13 protein-coding genes and 1 tRNA gene are annotated in these 16,858 nt (G+C 50.8%); 6 read left to right on the plus strand and 8 right to left on the minus strand.

Translation table 11 applies throughout. The features are described 5' to 3' along the window. Positions 1-211 precede the first annotated feature (211 nt). Positions 212-625 carry a hypothetical protein gene (locus NE584_RS02845; RefSeq protein WP_148341862.1) on the plus strand — a complete coding sequence of 138 codons (414 nt, stop codon included), beginning with the start codon at positions 212-214 and terminating at the stop codon, positions 623-625. An 80-nt stretch (positions 626-705) separates the two neighbouring features. Here the strand turns inward: NE584_RS02845 and NE584_RS02850 are convergent, their stop codons facing one another. From NE584_RS02850 to NE584_RS02880, 7 genes are all read right to left on the minus strand, one after another. Then, positions 706-2,094: a serpin family protein gene (locus tag NE584_RS02850; RefSeq protein WP_108979733.1), complete on the minus strand. Its 1,389-nt coding sequence runs from the start codon at positions 2,092-2,094 to the stop codon at positions 706-708. 14 nt (positions 2,095-2,108) lie between these two features. Further along, positions 2,109-3,800 carry an immunoglobulin-like domain-containing protein gene (locus tag NE584_RS02855; protein WP_108979734.1) on the minus strand — a complete coding sequence of 564 codons (1,692 nt, stop codon included), beginning with the start codon at positions 3,798-3,800 and terminating at the stop codon, positions 2,109-2,111. 254 nt (positions 3,801-4,054) lie between these two features. After that, the gene (locus tag NE584_RS02860) at positions 4,055-5,389 is read right to left on the minus strand and encodes a CCA tRNA nucleotidyltransferase (RefSeq protein ID WP_226907817.1); all 1,335 of its coding nucleotides are present in this window, start codon (positions 5,387-5,389) and stop codon (positions 4,055-4,057) included. Positions 5,390-5,393: 4 nt separating this feature from the next. Next, positions 5,394-6,149, minus strand: a complete 756-nt coding sequence (locus NE584_RS02865) for a nucleotidyltransferase domain-containing protein (RefSeq protein ID WP_119347830.1) — start codon at positions 6,147-6,149, stop codon at positions 5,394-5,396. 28 nt (positions 6,150-6,177) lie between these two features. Continuing rightward, the gene (locus NE584_RS02870) at positions 6,178-7,380 is read right to left on the minus strand and encodes an RtcB family protein (protein ID WP_119347309.1); all 1,203 of its coding nucleotides are present in this window, start codon (positions 7,378-7,380) and stop codon (positions 6,178-6,180) included. Between the two features lie 125 nt (positions 7,381-7,505). Further along, the gene (locus NE584_RS02875; RefSeq protein ID WP_195324785.1) at positions 7,506-8,966 is read right to left on the minus strand and encodes a DUF2828 family protein; all 1,461 of its coding nucleotides are present in this window, start codon (positions 8,964-8,966) and stop codon (positions 7,506-7,508) included. 346 nt (positions 8,967-9,312) lie between these two features. Continuing rightward, positions 9,313-9,385, minus strand: a tRNA-OTHER gene (locus NE584_RS02880). A gap of 410 nt (positions 9,386-9,795) precedes the next feature. Here NE584_RS02880 and NE584_RS02885 point away from each other — a divergent pair. From NE584_RS02885 to NE584_RS02905, 5 genes are all read left to right on the plus strand, one after another. Then, positions 9,796-11,043: a WYL domain-containing protein gene (locus tag NE584_RS02885; protein ID WP_108979737.1), complete on the plus strand. Its 1,248-nt coding sequence runs from the start codon at positions 9,796-9,798 to the stop codon at positions 11,041-11,043. Beyond that, positions 11,030-11,941 carry a WYL domain-containing protein gene (locus NE584_RS02890; protein WP_256181707.1) on the plus strand — a complete coding sequence of 304 codons (912 nt, stop codon included), beginning with the start codon at positions 11,030-11,032 and terminating at the stop codon, positions 11,939-11,941. Before NE584_RS02885 ends, NE584_RS02890 begins: the two co-directional genes overlap by 14 nt. A 51-nt stretch (positions 11,942-11,992) precedes the next feature. Next, entirely contained in the window at positions 11,993-13,081 is a 1,089-nt protein-coding gene (locus NE584_RS02895) for an ATP-binding protein (RefSeq protein ID WP_119347312.1), read from the plus strand. After that, a complete protein-coding gene (locus NE584_RS02900; protein WP_108979740.1) occupies positions 13,078-14,445 on the plus strand; it encodes a VWA-like domain-containing protein in 1,368 nt (455 codons plus the stop codon). Before NE584_RS02895 ends, NE584_RS02900 begins: the two co-directional genes overlap by 4 nt. Before the next feature lie 113 nt (positions 14,446-14,558). After that, positions 14,559-16,103: a tetratricopeptide repeat protein gene (locus NE584_RS02905; RefSeq protein ID WP_108979741.1), complete on the plus strand. Its 1,545-nt coding sequence runs from the start codon at positions 14,559-14,561 to the stop codon at positions 16,101-16,103. A 495-nt stretch (positions 16,104-16,598) separates the two neighbouring features. Here the strand turns inward: NE584_RS02905 and NE584_RS02910 are convergent, their stop codons facing one another. Further along, entirely contained in the window at positions 16,599-16,838 is a 240-nt protein-coding gene (locus tag NE584_RS02910; RefSeq protein WP_118624278.1) for a hypothetical protein, read from the minus strand. Between the last annotated feature and the right edge of the window lie 20 nt (positions 16,839-16,858).

The following is a 16,858-nucleotide window of genomic DNA, read 5'->3' on the forward strand; positions in this document are numbered from 1 at the left end:
TACTACATAATATGTGCATTGTCAATCCGGTCGTTTCTTGATGATGGTCGGATGCGGCTGATCCAAAGGGAATTGATTATTCGACATAGTTCGATTATATCACAGAACGGCGACAACAGTGTGGCGCGGTTTTCCGTTTTTGCTCATTATGATCGATTTGTTGCATTTTCGACCGATAATCCGTAAGACTTACCAGAATGGAGGTATGTCTATGTATCCGCGCACGATTATTGACTCACTACCGGCAGTTCCTAACAGAGATCAACTCACGCATAAAGATCTACACGCACATTTCAGCACTGGTCAATCGATTCTTCTTTCTGGTTCTGGGAGAGATAAGAAGTACGGGTACCGCAATGGTATCCAGACGGATCTTGGAGACATCAGGAACGATGTCTGGCGCGATTTGGTGCGTGAGCTCATTGTCCGGAGCCACGAAGAAGACTTGTTCGATAAACTCCTGGAGTGGGAGAAGGAGCACACCTATTGGTTAAAGACGAAAGCAGAACTGGAGCATTACACGCTTGAGCTCTACGCTGCAAGGATCTTTGACAACCCGAAATGGGTTGACTATGAAGCTTTTGCCAAGCACTATGGCTACCAGCCGCAGTCCTATGAGGGGTAAACAACTCAATGCATCGGATATACATGAAAACGGCAATGCCACATTGTGGCACTGCCGTTTTCTTATTGCCTTTTTTCAGTTCACGGTCTATTGACTACGCCAACAAAGAGTGGAAGTCCATCTGCACCAGTAATGGCGAATAAGAACGGTCGATCCAATACGAAGTCCATTTCCTCTTCAGGTGGCGCCGCAGCACCAGCCATCATCATGACGGTATATGCCGCTGCGGTAACCCCCTCTTCATCGATGGCAACGCGGGCTGCATGGTCGGCTTTGGAAAGGAATATCTCTGCAACTTTCGAAGTCATGGGACTGAAATCGGCCACCGTGGCATCGAATACACCGGTAATACCCAGCGCATTCAGGCCATCACGCAGGTCAAGATCAGAGACAACATCAAATTTGGGAACGGACATATTCACGATCAGGTGCTTGCTGTTCTCCCAGTTTCCATTGCTGTTTAGGAACTCCATCGTTTGCTCATCGGCAAGCAGATCATCCATAGCCACGCCATCATCAGGCAGGAGGAACCACATTTTGCCGCTGCCCTCCAGGCTCAGAGCAACAGCGCCGAACTGATCTGCCCAGTAATAGGTGTTGCTGCCGCCCTTGTGCATGAAGTCGCACTCCACGGTCTCTCCATCAGCACTGAACAGATGGAACAGGCCCTTTTCCGTTCCGGCCTCATTGAACTCACTGTGCCACTTGGCTCGGTAGTAGATGGTAGAGGCCAAAGCCATAACGGTCTCGGGGTCCATCGACAGACCATCGGCCTGCGCTTCCAGCAGTCCTCCGGTCTGCTCATTGATCCAGTCCCGCAAGGCCTGATTAAATTCCTCGCTGCCCATCTCACCACGGAAGGAGGACGCATAGTAATTCTTTGCCAGACTGTCCATTGTGGACTGGTTGAAATTTACGGACTCATTCAGCCACAGGGAGTTTGCCAGAATGCTTGTCACGGCGCCGTCATTGCTGTAATTGGCGTTCCAAACACTGGCTGCCTGGGAGCGCAGAGCCTCAATGCTTTCACTTCCTAGAAGGTCAAGGATCTGCTGGCGGCTTTCACTGTCCGTCACCTCTGCCAGCATGGCGAGGGCCATGTAAACACTCAGAGGAGAGTATACCTTGTTCTCCCCGTTGGAATTGCTGAGAAACTCTCGGATTGAACTGGCGAAGAACGGTTCCAGACCGTCTGCATAGCCTTCCGGCTGACTGCGTTGGGCCTTTCTGTCCGACTGCCAGGCGTCATAGACCACATCAAAGCCATCGCTGTCAAACTCACCGGTCTTTTCATCAAAATACTCCATCTCGTTTGGGTAGGGAGCCATCTCCGGATAGCTAGCCAGTGCCAGAGCATAGGCCGATGCGGAGTTGTTTGGTTTCTTTTCGTCCATATTGGTATCTCCTGCGCAGCCTACCATAGAAATCAGGCAAGCCGCTGCGAGGCATAGCGCTACAATTCGTTTCATACTGCGTACCCTCCTTAGTCTACGATGGTGTCTGTGCAGATTACCTGCGTTATGATTTCCATAGCAGTCTCGCCGTAGCGTGACCACCAGCTATTTACACCCTGGGTCGTTGCCACAAAGTTGCCTTTGCTGGCAGGGTAACTGATAAAGTTCCAGATAGCACCGCCATCGTAGGTGCCCATGGAACCATTTCCAAATTCCTTCATTGACAATCCGGTGCCACAGACGCCGAATGTAGGCCAATATTGGAAATCGATCCATCCATCTTCACCAGCGGGTCGGAAACTGACGCCATAGCTCATGCCATCGGCACTGTATTCCTCAACCTTGTATTCCCAACCAGAAAGAAGCGGCACACTGACGCCAAATCCGCCGTGTTCGTAGGAAACATTACTTGTGTCAGCGGCGTCCACGAGATCAAAGCCTGCATAATAGGTTTTGGTGTCATAATCACCGGTACCCCGGAAATCCATAACCGATTTGCTGATCCGGTAGGAACCTGCGGGAAGCTCTCCGTACAGGCGGCTCCAATTCACTTCCCATTCTGTTTCCGCATTGTTAGGGATCATCCATGCTTCTGACGTCCAGGCAAGCTCATACTCCATAGGAAGCAGCTCGACCGCAACCCACTCGCCATCCTGCAGCATTTCGAGTCCGTAGTAACTGCCGGTCTGCAGCTCACCGGTTGGTTCTCCATCTTGCTGCGTACAAACAATGGTCAATCCAGACGGGGTAATATTCTTTGCAGTAAGCTTCACTCCCCAGGGATCCTGATAGGCGCTTATCGACGGAGTACGACTGATACCAACAAGACCGGATATTGCCGGAGTGCGTTCGCTCTGTTTTCCATTGATCCAAACCTTGTCGGTGGCCTTGATCACATCGCCCATCTGCACTTCAAGGAATAGATGCCACTGAGCCATATCCTCTGTTCCTGCCTCAGGGACCTTACGGTCAATCGTAATGTCCCACCCATCCAATGCACCGTTCTCAATACGGTGACGACGCACATCTGTAATCTCATGCCGAATTGATCCGCTGCCTTCCTGCAGTACGATCAGAACAAGATTCTGCCGTTCAAAATAGGCGTTATCGTATTTGTCGCAGGCATCCAAAAAGCCGATTGTGCTGTCGGAGTAGACTGTCTCTCTTCGTTCCAGACTATAAATGTCCTTGTATGCCTCGTAATAGGCTTCCAATTCCGCTCTGGAACTGATCACGGTGTGGTAAGGATAGCCATCTTCAGGTCCGCCATTGGTCCGGATGTACTGCGCCTCAAAAGCGTATGCTCCCGGTTCAGGCGTCACGGAATCTGGATCAGCTTCATTTCCTACAATGGTCCATCCGAGTTCCGTAAGCTCTTCTATGACCTGTTCCGGAATATCGGCCTGCGTACCGTCTTCCAATTTCACACACCAATACGCACCGGTCCTGCCTGGATAGGTATCCGCAATCCCATCGTGGAAGATCAAAATCTTATCGCCGGTCCCCAAGCCAGAGAACAGACCTTCCTTATCCTTTCGGTTGCTCATGATAATGGGTGAGTTTCCGTCGATGAACATATACGATCCGTTGTCCGCTACTAAGCAGCGTCCGACAGAGAAACTCATGGAGTGATTTATCATATACCAAAGGCCACCCGCACAAAGTAGCAGTATGACTCCTATCACACAGAGGGGAATAACCCATTTCTTTTTCTGTTTCATATCAGCAGCCTCCTTTTCATATCAGCCATGAATCCCTTATTGATATAGACGCAAAAATAGGGAAAATGTTCCCTTGTGATGCGATTTAGAGAGTTGCCGGAACAAGTGAGTAGCATAATCGAAGTCAAAGGCAACCTCACGATCGTCACTTTGCTTCATCACTCATTATACGACCATCGACAAAACCCTACAACCCACCTAAGTTCCTGTGCATACCAAAACGGCAATACCTGCTTGGTATTGCCGTTTTGGTATTAACTCTTCAGCTGTCTATCCTTTGCAAAGGCCATCAGCGCCTCATGCTCGTTGGGGATCTGCTCATCCAAGACTGCATCCAGGCATTCCTGCAGCACACGGCCAATGGTCGGTCCCTGAAAGCCCAATGTCATCATATCATGTCCATTAACTGCCAAGTCCTTGAGTGTGAAGCAGCTCTCTTCCTGCAGGATCTCATTGATCATTTGCGATACTTCCTCAAAGATTGCGATCCGGTGTCTGCAGATGGCCGATTGACCAAGCGTATCTGCCTTGTGCAGCTCGATCAGTTGCCGGGTAGCATCCTCACCGTGCTTGCTCAAAAGCCGTTTGATTGGCTTCCTGTCGGCCGTGATGGGCATGTCATGATAGCGAACGAGTCTTACAATTTGTTCTTTGCTGGCGTTATCGAAGCGAAGTCTACTGAGGATACTCTCCGCCATTGAAGTACTCTGATCCGAGTGCCCGAAGAAGTGGCCAATGCCATCCTCGGCGAGCGAGAAACAGGAAGGCTTCCCAATGTCATGCAGCAGGGCTGCCCAACGAAGCACCGGTTCAGGGGTGATACTTTCAATGACCGCGATGGTATGGTCCCAGACATCCTTGTCATGATGTGGATTATGCTGCGGAAAGCCAAACATGGGTGTGAGCTCCGGGATCGGGACGGCCAGCACATCGGCGAAGTCCCGCAGAACACCTGCCGCGCCCTGAGCGCAGAGCATTTTGGTAAGCTCAACCAGAATGCGCTCCGCAGCGATACCTTTGAGCAAGTGCTTGTTCCTGTGGATGGCCGCTGCCGTGGCAGCTTCGATCGTCATGCCATACACGGAGGCGAAGCGAAGGGCTCTGAGCATTCTCAGGCCATCTTCCTGGAATCTCCGATCTGGATCTCCCACGCAGCGGACAAGGTCGCCGGCAATGTCCGCCTTGCCTCCTACGAAGTCAACAACACCTGTCCTGGGGTTGTAGGCCAGAGCGTTCATGGTGAAGTCCCGGCGCTCAAGATCGTCCTTCAGGCTGCGGGTAAAGCTGACTGAGTCCGGATGCCGATGGTCGGAGTAGTCCCCGTCAACGCGATAGGTCGTGATTTCTAGAGGCTCTTGGTCGATCACAACAGTTACAGTCCCATGCTTCAAGCCAGTCTCAATCAGGTGGTAGCCTGTAAAGATCTCCTCCACCTGCTCTGGGAGCGCGTTGGTGGTGATGTCCCAATCCTTCGCAGGACTGTTGTCACGCACATAATCACGCACTGCGCCACCAACAAGGTACGCCTCATAGCCGGCCGCTTCAAGCATCTCAAATGCTGTATTCACTTGTGGTGGCAATTTCATCATAAGATCACATCTCCAGTGCGGCGAGGAACAGCGCATTGAGTTCCTCCCAGTCCTTCGTGATTTCTCTCGGATACTGCTCCACCAGAGCACGCACCTCTGCAATGCTCCGATCCATGTAAGCGTTGAGGATATCGATTCTCGGGATCATCTTCACCTCAGGGGAGTTCATCTTCAGATCAAGCAGCTTCGCAACGGTTTTCTCCAGGTAGTCCGGAAGCTGGCTCGCCGCCAGTTCAGAAAAGAGCATTGGGGGCGGAGTACCTTTTTCAAGGATCCACCGGCAAGCAAGGATTGGCCGCAGTACATAGAAGTACTTCTTGGCCTTCACCATGTCGCCGCGCAGGTATTCTCGATAGTTTCCTTCCGCCATCTGCAGATAGTGCCAAAGGCCACTCTTGGACGAGAAGTAGCGCCGCATGACGGGCTTAAACGCCTCAGTGAAGTCAGTGGTCTGATACACGATGGGAGAGGAAAACCACTCAAATACGGTGGGGTTGGATTTATGGAGCAACTTCAGTGTCTTGTCCACATCCCAACCGTTGATGTCCAGAACACCATTGATGGGCAGCTCGATCACATCACGGACCCGGTTGAGCCTGAGATAGCTCTCTCTGGGGCGCACATAAATGAAGCGCACATCATAGTCGCTGTCCGGAGAAGCAAAGCCCCAAGCACGGCTACCGGACTCCACGGCCAAAAGGATGCGGCAGTTCTCCCGCTGCTCGATTTCATGAAGCTTTTCTTTGATCAATGCTTCCACGGTCAACACCGCCTTTCATCATTGTATTTCAGTCTGCTGCCTTAAAGTTATAGACAGGACGGATCCGCTCAATAATCTCCGCAGTAGGGCCGATTTGAGCGACGATCTCCTCCATGCTCTTATAGGCCATGGGAGACTCGTCCAGCGTGTCGGGCACAACACAGGTGGTGTAGATACCCTCCATTTCCTTCTGGAACTCCTCCATGGACAGAGCATTGAAGGCCGCCTTGCGGCTCATCAGCCGGCCGGCGCCATGAGGTGCGGAGCAATTCCAATCCTCGTTGCCCTTGCCGCTGCAGATCAGGCTACCGTCACGCATGTTGATGGGGATCAGCAGCTTCTCGCCGGCCTTGGCGGAGACAGAGCCCTTACGCAGGATCATGGCGTCCGTATCAATATAGTTGTGGATGGTGGTGAAGGTCTCCACCGCCGTGAAGCCCATGCCAGTCATGATAACATCCACCATGGCCTTGCGGTTGAGCATGGCGAACTGCTGTGTCAGCTTCATATCGTGGATATAGTCCTCGAACAGCTTACCCTCCACATAGGCCAGATCTTTTGGGATATTCAGCTCGTGCTCCTTCTTGAGCGCCTTGATGGTCTTCTGGATCTCCTGGAACCGGCCCTCGGCCTTCAGCTGGTCAATGGCGGCTTGAACTTGATGCTGGGCGCCGCCCCAAAGGGCACGCCGACCCTCATTCTGGTAGTGCTCAGCCACCTCGGTGCCCAGATGACGGCTGCCAGAGTGGACCACCAGGAACAACCGGCCATCCTCCGCGCGATCCACCTCAATGAAGTGGTTGCCGCCACCCAAAGAGCCGATGCTGCGCATGGCCCGGTTGAGATTGACTTGATCTGTGCAGCGGAGGTGAGTCAGATCGATCTCAGCGTTCAGTGCATGAGGAATGTCTCGAACCTCACGGCCATAGGGGATCTCCCTGCGGATTAGGGCGTCCAGCTTCTCAAAGTCGACCTCCCGCTCACGAAGCTCAACAGTCTCCATACCGCAGCCGATATCGACGCCAACCATACCGGGCACGATCTTGTCCTGGATGGTCATGGTGGTACCGATGGTACAGCCCTTGCCAGCGTGGACATCGGGCATGATCCGGATCTTGCAGCCGGCAAACTCGGCCTGATCGCAAACGGTCTGGATCTGCTTGCGGGCTGCCTCCTCCAACTCGGGGGTGTAACAGACCGCAGTATTATATAAACCTTGAATCGTAATCACAACGATCTCCCTTTCCTTCATACTCTTTATTTTACGGTTCATCTCTGCCAACAGCAACACTTTTGTTGGGAAAGAAAAAGCAGGAGGCGATAACATACCTGCTATCACCTCCTGCGTCAGCTCTATTATGCCACGATCGCCGCGTAACGCTCGGAACCCAGAACATCCATCATGAAGGCATAGGGGGAAAGAATGCCGGCTTTCAGCATGGAGAAGATTCGGGGATTACAGCCGGATACCAGCGCAACGCCCTGGTCGTTGATCTTGACGGGCTGCTGCTGATTACGGCTTGCCACATTCCAGAACATCACCTCGGGCAGCTGGTAGCCATGTTCCTCGAAGAGCCGCTGCGCATACTCGAAGTTGGTCAAGGAGCAATCTTCAGTACAGTAGTCGAACTCCATATCGGAGATAATGAAGATCTTGGCAGGCATATCCTTCTGGGGCACACGGTTCTTCACGGCAGTCTTGAGGATCAACTCAAACACACGCTGGATATTGGTGTTGGCGACCTCGTTGAACTGGTGACAGTACCGCACCTTTTCGTAGATATCCTTGCCCTTAATCTCCACCAGCTTGGGATTCTCAGAGAATGTGATGAAGTGGTTTTGGAATGCGCCGGTGTTGAGCTCGGCATAGTAGATACCAAGAGACAGCGCCACAGTAGCGGGGATGGGATCAGCACCACCGTACATGGAGCCGGAGCCATCAATGACGACCAGAGCGTTCTCACCGCCAGTGAAATCCTCCTGTGTCTTCCATGTTGCGTCAATGGCCTTGCGCTCCTGATCGGAGATATCGCCGCGACCGAAGAAGGGCTTGATCATCTCATAGGGCGTCAGGGTGCCAGTGTGGAGCTGCTCCGTACCCTCGGCGACACGGCTCATGAATTCATCATAGCGGTCTCCATCATTTCGCATGAAGGCCTTACGATACTTGAACATGGCCTTGGAGGGCTGCTTGGAGTAATCGAAGGTGTAGTCTTTTTCGCGCAGGTTGTTCTCGATGATGCTGATCTTGGTGCGCAGGGCGCTCAGCGTTTTGCGGTACTGGGCGTCGTTCATACCCATCGCACGGGCAATTCGCTTCGCCTGCCGGATCACATCTTCGTTGGAGGCATTGACGGAGGGGAGCCACTTGGCCAGCAGGGACACGGACTCGCCGGCCTCCAGAGCGGCAAAGTCAGCTGCCAGCTGTTTTTTGATCAGATGCAGCACCTTGCCTTCGCATGTGGTGCCCATCAGGACCAGCAGGTCATCGTAGCGTCCATACTCTGCAATGTACTGGATGTTCTTCTCCAGGGATTGCGGCTCGTTGTCGGCCAGCCACTTCAGAATGGTACGGAAGACACGGCGCTCGCCGATACCGCCACGAATATCTCTCGCAAAGAACAGGGTCTTCATGGCCAGATCAGCGTCTTCGGCATAGGCGCGGAGGAAGCGATTCGTGATCTCCTCGTCACGCTCTCTGCGCAGGGCGCCGATCGTAGCGAACAGATCCAGACATTCAGACTGGGTGGAACGATATGTAACTGCGCCATTTTCCGTATGGGTCATATTTGCTTCTTTCTTTAGAAACTTCAGCATGGAAATCACTCCTCCGTGATGAATTGGTTATACAAGGCACCATCAGGGATTTGAACCCGAAAGTACGATTTCTAGTCGTAGTTGTTACCAAGAATTGCTGTTGGTGCCTTTCACAAGATGCCTGACATATCGCAAGTCCTAAGCCGCCAGTTGACCGGCGCCCTGACCTCTGCATCGGATCGGATTCAAGACCGTTGGGTGTTGCTGTGGGCATCTTTATTGATAAAACAAGGCACCATGTGAAGTGGGAATCGAACCCACGAACGACGGGTATGAACCGCCTGCTATAACCATCTTAGCTATTCAATCTTTGCTGTTGGTGCCTTTTTGTCTAAGGAGTGAATACATCATCCGGGTGGGGCTCGAACCCACGACACAGAGATTGGGGTCTCCCGTTCTACCATCTGAACTACCGGAGATGTATTCGACAAGACGCTGTCCTTTATCATCATAAAGGGGGTCTCACCCTTTGTCGGCCTGCCCCGAAAGCAGGTGCTCCTTCGTTGAGCTAATGTTAATAGATAATGCTGTTAGCGTCTTTTACAAAGCGCATTCTTTATTTCGGAGAGGTTACTACGCCAGACCAGAACAGCGTCTATGATTAAAAGTCATATGCATGGGTTTGCTGTATGCGCTTTTCGTGATTTAAGAATACTGCCTGTTCAGAGGAAAAACACGGAAAAAAAGTTGCGAACTCAAGAGCAACTACCTAAAAGTCTGCGAAAAATTGGTTCAAACCCATTCCAGACCGCAGTTGGCAAGGAGCTGTTCTTTCATTTGGACACCTCCTGTGGTAAAATGAGGCCATAAACTGCAGGAGGTGGATTTCGTGGCATATAGTGAGTTGGTCAAGAGTTTTGAGCGTATCCGGAGCTACATGCGCGAATTCTATGTCTATGGGTTTAAGAGTCGGGAAGAGTACAGCATCAAGAGTGCCCGCAGCTACGATAATGAGCGGCGAAGAATTGAGAGTTGGATCGGCGACTTTATGTCCTTCCATCAGGACACATCCGGCAAGAATGTATTCCTCTCGGTTGACAGCAGGCGGATCCCACACAACCCGCTCCACAAGGCTTTTAAAGCCAAAAGCTTTACCGATAAGGACATCACCCTCCACTTCTATGTGATGGACCTGCTGGCCGATGGCAGCGCGCTTTCTTCCAGAGAGATTGTCGATTGCATCAATGATGACTATCTCTCTCATTTCAGCGGCGCCTTCTCTCCAGACGAATCCACCGTGCGGAAAAAGCTCAAGGAATATGAGGCGCTTGGTCTGCTAAGCTCCGAGAAATGCGGTCGTGAGGTACTCTACCGGAGAACGGATGATAACACCGTTGATTTGAATACCTGGGCAGACGCCCTATCCTTTTTCTCCGAGGAGGATCCACTCGGGGTGATTGGCTCCTTCTTGATCGATAAATTGGAAAAACCTTCTGATAGCTTCCGATTCAAACATCACTACATGCTCCACGCCCTGGACAGTGATGTCCTCTGTGATCTGTTGGCGGCAATCGATGAAAAAAGAGCTGCGGAACTGACCGTCAGGAGCCTGCGGAGTGGCCGCGACTATCAAAGGACGGTTTGTCCTCTGAAGATCTATGTCAGCACCCAGTCCGGGCGCCAGTATCTGCTCGGCTACCATTACCGGGGGCGGCACTTATCTTTCTTCCGGTTGGATGCCATCAAAAAGGTCACGATTGGGAATGTCGAGAAACACTACAGCAAGTACTTAGGGTACCAGGAGAAGTTTGACCAGCACCTTTGGGGTGTCTCAACGGGTCCCGACCATAATTTGGATCATATTGAAATGACGGTCCATTTTGACCCGGGCGAGGAATTCGTGCTGCACCGCCTGGAGCGCGAGAAGCGCCATGGTACAGTCGAACTATTGGACTCACAGACTTGCAGGTTTTCAGCCGATGTCTATGATGCCTCAGAGATACTGCCCTGGCTGCGCACCTTCATCGGCCGCATTGTAGATCTCAAATGCTCCAGCCAGTATGTTTTGGATATGTTCCAAGAAGATTTGGCTCGGATGGACGCTCTGTACGGAGGTGGCAACGATGTTATTCAGTGAGATCTACGGAAGCTATTTCAATGTCGTCGCAGCTGTCCTTTCCGAAGCATCCGATGGGAAGTTGACAGATCGAAGAATGACCGAGCTTGTCCGGGAAAAGGCTTTCGCGGAAAGCGCGCTTGCAATTCCGGCAGCGCTGAAATCCGGAACCTGGCCTTTACTCGATCAGGAGTATCATTCCATACTTCACCACAAGCCAACCATGCCTTTGACAATGCTCCAAAAGAGATGGCTCAAAGCGCTGCTGTCTGATCCCAGAATCGCTCTGTTTGATCCGGACACGACCGGGCTGGAAGATATTGATCCGCTGTATGCTCAGGACACCTTCATTCTCTTTGACCAGTACGCGGACGGAGATCCGTATGGGGATCCCGCCTACATAGCTTGCTTCCAAACAGCACTGAAGGCAATTCGAAAGAAGAGAAAACTGCGTATCCGGTTCCGTGGCCATACCGGCGCCCGCCATTCGATCGAGTGTATACCTTACCGCCTGGAATATTCCGCCAAGGACGATAAGTTCAGGTTACTGGCAACCGGCAAGCGACGGCTCAACACGATCAATATGGCTCGTGTGCGTTCATGCGAGTTGCTGGATGCCTATGATCCCAAATCCATCACGCTGCCTCAGGAAAATTCCGAAGAGCTTGTAATGCTGCTTCATGACGAGCGCAACGGGCTGGAACGTGTGCTGCTACACTTCTCCCATTTTGAAAAAGAGACTCAGAAGTTGGCCGATCGGCTCTATCAGATCAGGCTCCGTTACGACAAGGACGATGAGACCGAGCTGCTTATTAGGGTGCTGTCCTTCGGCCCGGTGCTGGAAGTCATTGAACCAAGCGCTTTTGTCACGCTGATGAGAAAGCGGATTGCCGTTCAGAAACAGCGCTTCTGCCAATAATTCTCCTAAGCACAGAAAAAACCATCATTCGTCAGAAAGGCTGCACGAGAAATGACTGATAACGAAACCAATTTGACCTTACTGAATGTGAATCAGATTGTGAGCCTATTGTCCCGGGCCTATATCAAGCTCATCAAAAACGGTACCCCACTAAAATCTTTTCCCTCCGTGATGCTGTGGGGGCCTCCGGGTATCGGCAAATCCCAGGGTGTTCGTGAGATAGCGTGCAACATCCAGGCTAAGACCGGAAAAAAGGTTTCCATCACAGATGTACGCCTGTTGCTATTCAACCCGGTAGATCTCAGAGGCATCCCGACGACCAACGCGGATAAAACCCTATCGGTGTGGCTGAAGCCTCAGATTTTCCAGATGGATGAAAGTGAAGATGTGATCAACATCCTCTTCCTAGACGAGATCACCGCCGCACCGCAGTCGGTGCAGGCCGCTGCCTATCAGATCACGCTGGATCGCGTTATTGGTGAGCATAAGCTGCCGGAGAACTGTATCGTCATTGCCGCTGGCAACCGCGTTACCGATAAATCCGTTGCCTATAATATGCCACGCGCATTAGCCAACCGTCTCTTGCACATTACTGTGAAGGGCGATCCTGACTCCTGGCACGACTGGGCTGTCAAATCAGGCATTCACCGCTTTGTCACCAGTTTTCTGGAGTATAACCCAACCGCTCTCATGCGCTCCGATAGCCCTGAATCCACCTTGGCTTTTCCAACACCTCGTTCCTGGGAGATGGTCAGCAACATCCTTACCAATATCTCAGAAAACATGGACGCAATTCAGCCTTTGATATCCGGCTGTATCGGGGCAAGCGTAACTTACAATTTTGCGAAATGGTGCACTCTGTTTTCAAACCTGCCTTCAATCGAAGACATCTTCGCCGGGAAAAAGACTGCTGTTGAGAAGTCTCCGGAAATGCAGGAGGCCCTTAGGGCTGAGATGGTCGCCTATGCGCGTCAGCATCCGGGAAAGGAGCTCATCAACAACTCTATAGTATTCGCTTGTGATCTTCCTTGGACTTTCCGCACCAACCTCCTCCATGATTATCAGCTCATCCCTAAGCTCCGCCCCATTCTTGCAGAAAACGCAATATACCTGGATGCGGTTAAGGCAGGCATGAAATGACTGATAAGCGAATCAATAAGCTCAAAAGAAAACTCCAGGAGGCCCGGTATCGGCTTCTGACACGGGAGCCGGAGTTGGCGGCGCCGCTGGTAGAGATGTTGTTTGTCACCAATGTGGATGTGCGCCGGATGTCAACAAACGGGAGTTGCATCTACTTTGACGCGAGCTGGTTGGAAAAGCTCGACGACAACAGCTTGGATTTTGCGCTCTGCCACCAGCTCATGCATATCCGGTTAGGGCATCTCTCACGCCCGCAGTTTTATAAAGGTGACCGTTTTCACTTTGCCTGCAATATCGTTGTCAACTCCTCGCTTATCCGGTATGACTTCACGGATGACAAGCTCCCTGGAATCGGCGAGATCCACCATGAGACTTTTTATCCCAAAGTTGAAGGCTGCGAGTTGACGCCTTACGAGGCATTTCAGATGACACCTTTGGATCCTTCCACGTTGAGTGATGCGCAGCGCCGCAATCTCCTGCTGGATTCAGATGAGTGGTGGGATAGGCCGAACGCCCGCACCGAGGATGGGGTCCTGATTCTCAGCCCGGATGACCCTGATCCCGATGACCTAATTCCATCTGAGCGCATTCGAGGAATCATCGAGCGAGTGTGCAAAGGGTTCCGCAAGCAGGAGATGCCTGAAGTATATCGCCCGGAAGCAGATGATGATGACGAACTGGACGATCTCATCTTCGAGTATACAACACGCCCGAGTGCGAATCTCAAAGAGGCAATTCGGGAAATCCGGGGTTCAAAGGACCGCGATGCAGAAAACTATGACAGTAGCACCCTTTGTGAGCGCGTCCTTCACCGATCGAAAATCACGACTCACGATTGGCAATCTCTCTTGAACCACTTTATCATGGACGAAACAAGGGACTACAGCTTTACCCCTCCCGATCGCAGGCTGCAGGACCTGGACTTCTTTCTGCCGGATTACAACGAGTCTGAAACGCCCAGGCTCAATGTTTTGTTCATGGTTGATATCTCTGCCTCTTTGAAAGATCAGGAAGTGGCCATGGCCGCCGCCGAGATCTGCGCAGCTATTGAGCAATTCGGCGGGATGCTTAGCGGCTCCATCGGTTTCTTTGATTCGGAAGTCCGACGGGTAGTTCCCATTACCAGTGCGGAAAACCTGCTGCAACTGAAGCCATATAGCGGAGGCGGGACAAGTTTCCAGTGCATTTTTGATTATGTTCGGGAACATATGTCTGACAATGTTCCTTCAGAAATCGTCATCATGACAGATGGGAAAAGCGATTTCCCGGAATATGAGGCCTCATCCGGCATACCTGTGCTCTGGCTGCTCACCAATAACCGTGTTAGGATCCCCTGGGGGCAGGCGGCGTACTTCCGAAAATAGGAGGTATTTGTGCATACACAGGAACAACGTATTAGTCAAAATGCATTGACTTGCCAATTCCGGCCATTAACGGTACAATATGAGCACAGAATCATCACCATGGAGGTATTGCAATGGCAACGGATAGCACCCTTCAAAAAATAGCCGATAATCTTCTCGCGCAATTCGACAAGACTCTACTTGATAATTCAACAGATTTTTCTTCTTGCGACCAAATATTGAACGCAGCTCCCTCTGAACACAAAGGTGGGTTGGAGTCCCTTTACTGTGATCTACTTTTGGACGCACTTATTTCGGGTTACTACAGGTATTCCGAGATGGACACCAAGCAGTTGGTCGATGACCCACTATATACAAAATTCAAGAAAATGGTATATGGACTCGATAGATCGGATCCATACAATTTGCTGTACTACGCCATTATTGATTTGGTATCCGGAAAGAAAGAGAATGTTCTTCAGTACTTGTCGGCTTACCTAGATGAAAAAATCAAAAGCCTCAAAACAGAGTCTGGGATATTCACAGCTGAGGATTTCACATACATTCTGGTGGTTCCACTGAAAGAGGGCTTTCCCGGTATGTGGAGCGCCATAGGAAGAATGCTGGATAGAGACGATGTTGAAGCAGGAATCCCTGAAATGTGTGCTGCTCTGGATCACCTGTATTATGACTCTAAGAATGAGAGCATCATCGAGTCACTTACCCAGGTCTTACAGTGTAATCCGAAGATCCTGTTAGCAAAAGAACTCCTCGGATATACCTACTACAATATGCAGATGTTGGGAAATGCACTCTCATATTTTGAGCAATTTGAAGATGGAAAACCCACATCTCGCATTTTCCTTGAGGGCACCGTCTACTTCTGGATGGCATGGTGCTACGGAAAGAAAAAGGACTGTCTCAAGGAAGAAGAATACTATCGGAAGTCACTTGAGGCTCTTCCTGTCGGCGAAAATACCCTAAATAATCTAGGGTACTCGCTGTATAAACAGAGGAAATTCAAAGAAGCCCAAAGCGTATTTGAAGACTGCCTGCGGCAGAATCGAGATGTGCGCTATGCCGCAAATAATCTCGTGCGAACCCTTCTCGCCCAAGGCAAGAATGGAGAGGCTCAGAGAGTCATCCAAGAGCATGAGCGTTTTGTCTCAAAGGATTTGAAGAAGAGGGCTGAAAAGCCAGTTGGCAAAGTAAAAATCGCTGTCCCAGAGCCTGCCGTTACTGATGTTGAGGCGGAAACGATCGTAGACATCGGCGTAAAAAAACAGCAATTCTCCAGCGAAAAGCTTCTCGAAGATGAACTGGTGCAGCGGATGGAAATTGGCATTCCTGTATTTGGGATGCCGCTCCGTATATATCAGAAGCGAGGTGTCTATGGCAGGCAATTTGTTTTGAGGAATGGCAGGCTTGATATCCTTGGGATTGATACCGCTGGAGACCTGTATGTTATCGAGTTGAAAAAGGACTCTGGCTATGATGACGCTTATGCACAAACGCGAGAGTATATCGATTGGATTGAGGAAGATGTTGCAGTCAAAGGACAGCGTGTATTTGGCATAATATGTTTGAATGATCCGACAAAAGATCTCATTGAAAAAGTCAAGGCTGACGATCAGATGCGGCTATTTGAGTACTCCATTTCCTATTCAGAGATTATCTAACGAAGAAGGCATGTATCCAGCAAGACCGTCCGATCAACTAGACAATCCTCGTTTCCTTGAATGAAATATGTTTTATTCCTCTAATCGGTACGGATAAAGGCAAAGAAGTGATGAAGAATCTTTTCAAAAAGCAGCTTAAACGCCAGAAAAAGTAATGTCAAAAGGCATACCTTTTGACGGACTGAACTGAACATGAAAAACACGCCCCAAGAGTGCGCCAAAACATCGGCGTTCACTTTTGGGGCGTGTCATTTTTATTTGATATGTTCTGGGTCATCGAGGGAGATGAGACCCGTCTACTACTGCGCTATCATGATGACCTTTAATCTGTTCGCCAACTGACCACTCTTCAGCTCCTACAGATCGATAACCGCAATCCCAAGCTGTGTGGCTCTGTGCCGTGCTGCAGCATTGCAACATCACTTCACCATTAGTCCTCGACTTTTGTAAAGATTATCCTGTTCTTTCCGTGCGATGAACAATTTATGGCAAATCTTATTTTGGAGTGAAGGCACCACCCTGCATGGGCAGCTTGTTGACACCCTTGTAGTCCACGAACTTGTTGGCAGATGGTTTTGCAGCCGGCACTTTCTGTACGGTGCTGCCCATCATTGCCTTCATCTTTTCAATCTTCTTATCGAGCTTAGGGGTAGGTTGTCCATTCCGGGTTGCCTGCGCCTTGGCCTGCGTGAGCCGCTGGTATTGTTGTTTAAGAGAGAGTTCCTGCTTTGCCATGCTGTGCTCCTTTCTATTAC

Origin of the sequence: Clostridium sp. DFI.5.61 (assembly GCF_024462915.1) — a bacterium.
Taxonomy (GTDB): Bacteria; Bacillota; Clostridia; order Oscillospirales; family Oscillospiraceae; genus Lawsonibacter; species Lawsonibacter asaccharolyticus.

Excerpts from the sequence above, each read along its gene's own strand:
- NE584_RS02845 (WP_148341862.1), top strand. The coding sequence starts at position 212 with ATGTATCCGCGCACGATTATTGACTCACTACCGGCAGTTCCTAACAGA.
- NE584_RS02850 (WP_108979733.1), bottom strand. The coding sequence starts at position 2,094 with ATGAAACGAATTGTAGCGCTATGCCTCGCAGCGGCTTGCCTGATTTCT.
- NE584_RS02855 (WP_108979734.1), bottom strand. The coding sequence starts at position 3,800 with ATGAAACAGAAAAAGAAATGGGTTATTCCCCTCTGTGTGATAGGAGTC.
- NE584_RS02860 (WP_226907817.1), bottom strand. The coding sequence starts at position 5,389 with ATGATGAAATTGCCACCACAAGTGAATACAGCATTTGAGATGCTTGAA.
- NE584_RS02875 (WP_195324785.1), bottom strand. The coding sequence starts at position 8,966 with ATGCTGAAGTTTCTAAAGAAAGAAGCAAATATGACCCATACGGAAAAT.
- NE584_RS02890 (WP_256181707.1), top strand. The coding sequence starts at position 11,030 with ATGTTATTCAGTGAGATCTACGGAAGCTATTTCAATGTCGTCGCAGCT.
- NE584_RS02895 (WP_119347312.1), top strand. The coding sequence starts at position 11,993 with ATGACTGATAACGAAACCAATTTGACCTTACTGAATGTGAATCAGATT.
- NE584_RS02900 (WP_108979740.1), top strand. The coding sequence starts at position 13,078 with ATGACTGATAAGCGAATCAATAAGCTCAAAAGAAAACTCCAGGAGGCC.
- NE584_RS02905 (WP_108979741.1), top strand. The coding sequence starts at position 14,559 with ATGGCAACGGATAGCACCCTTCAAAAAATAGCCGATAATCTTCTCGCG.
- NE584_RS02910 (WP_118624278.1), bottom strand. The coding sequence starts at position 16,838 with ATGGCAAAGCAGGAACTCTCTCTTAAACAACAATACCAGCGGCTCACG.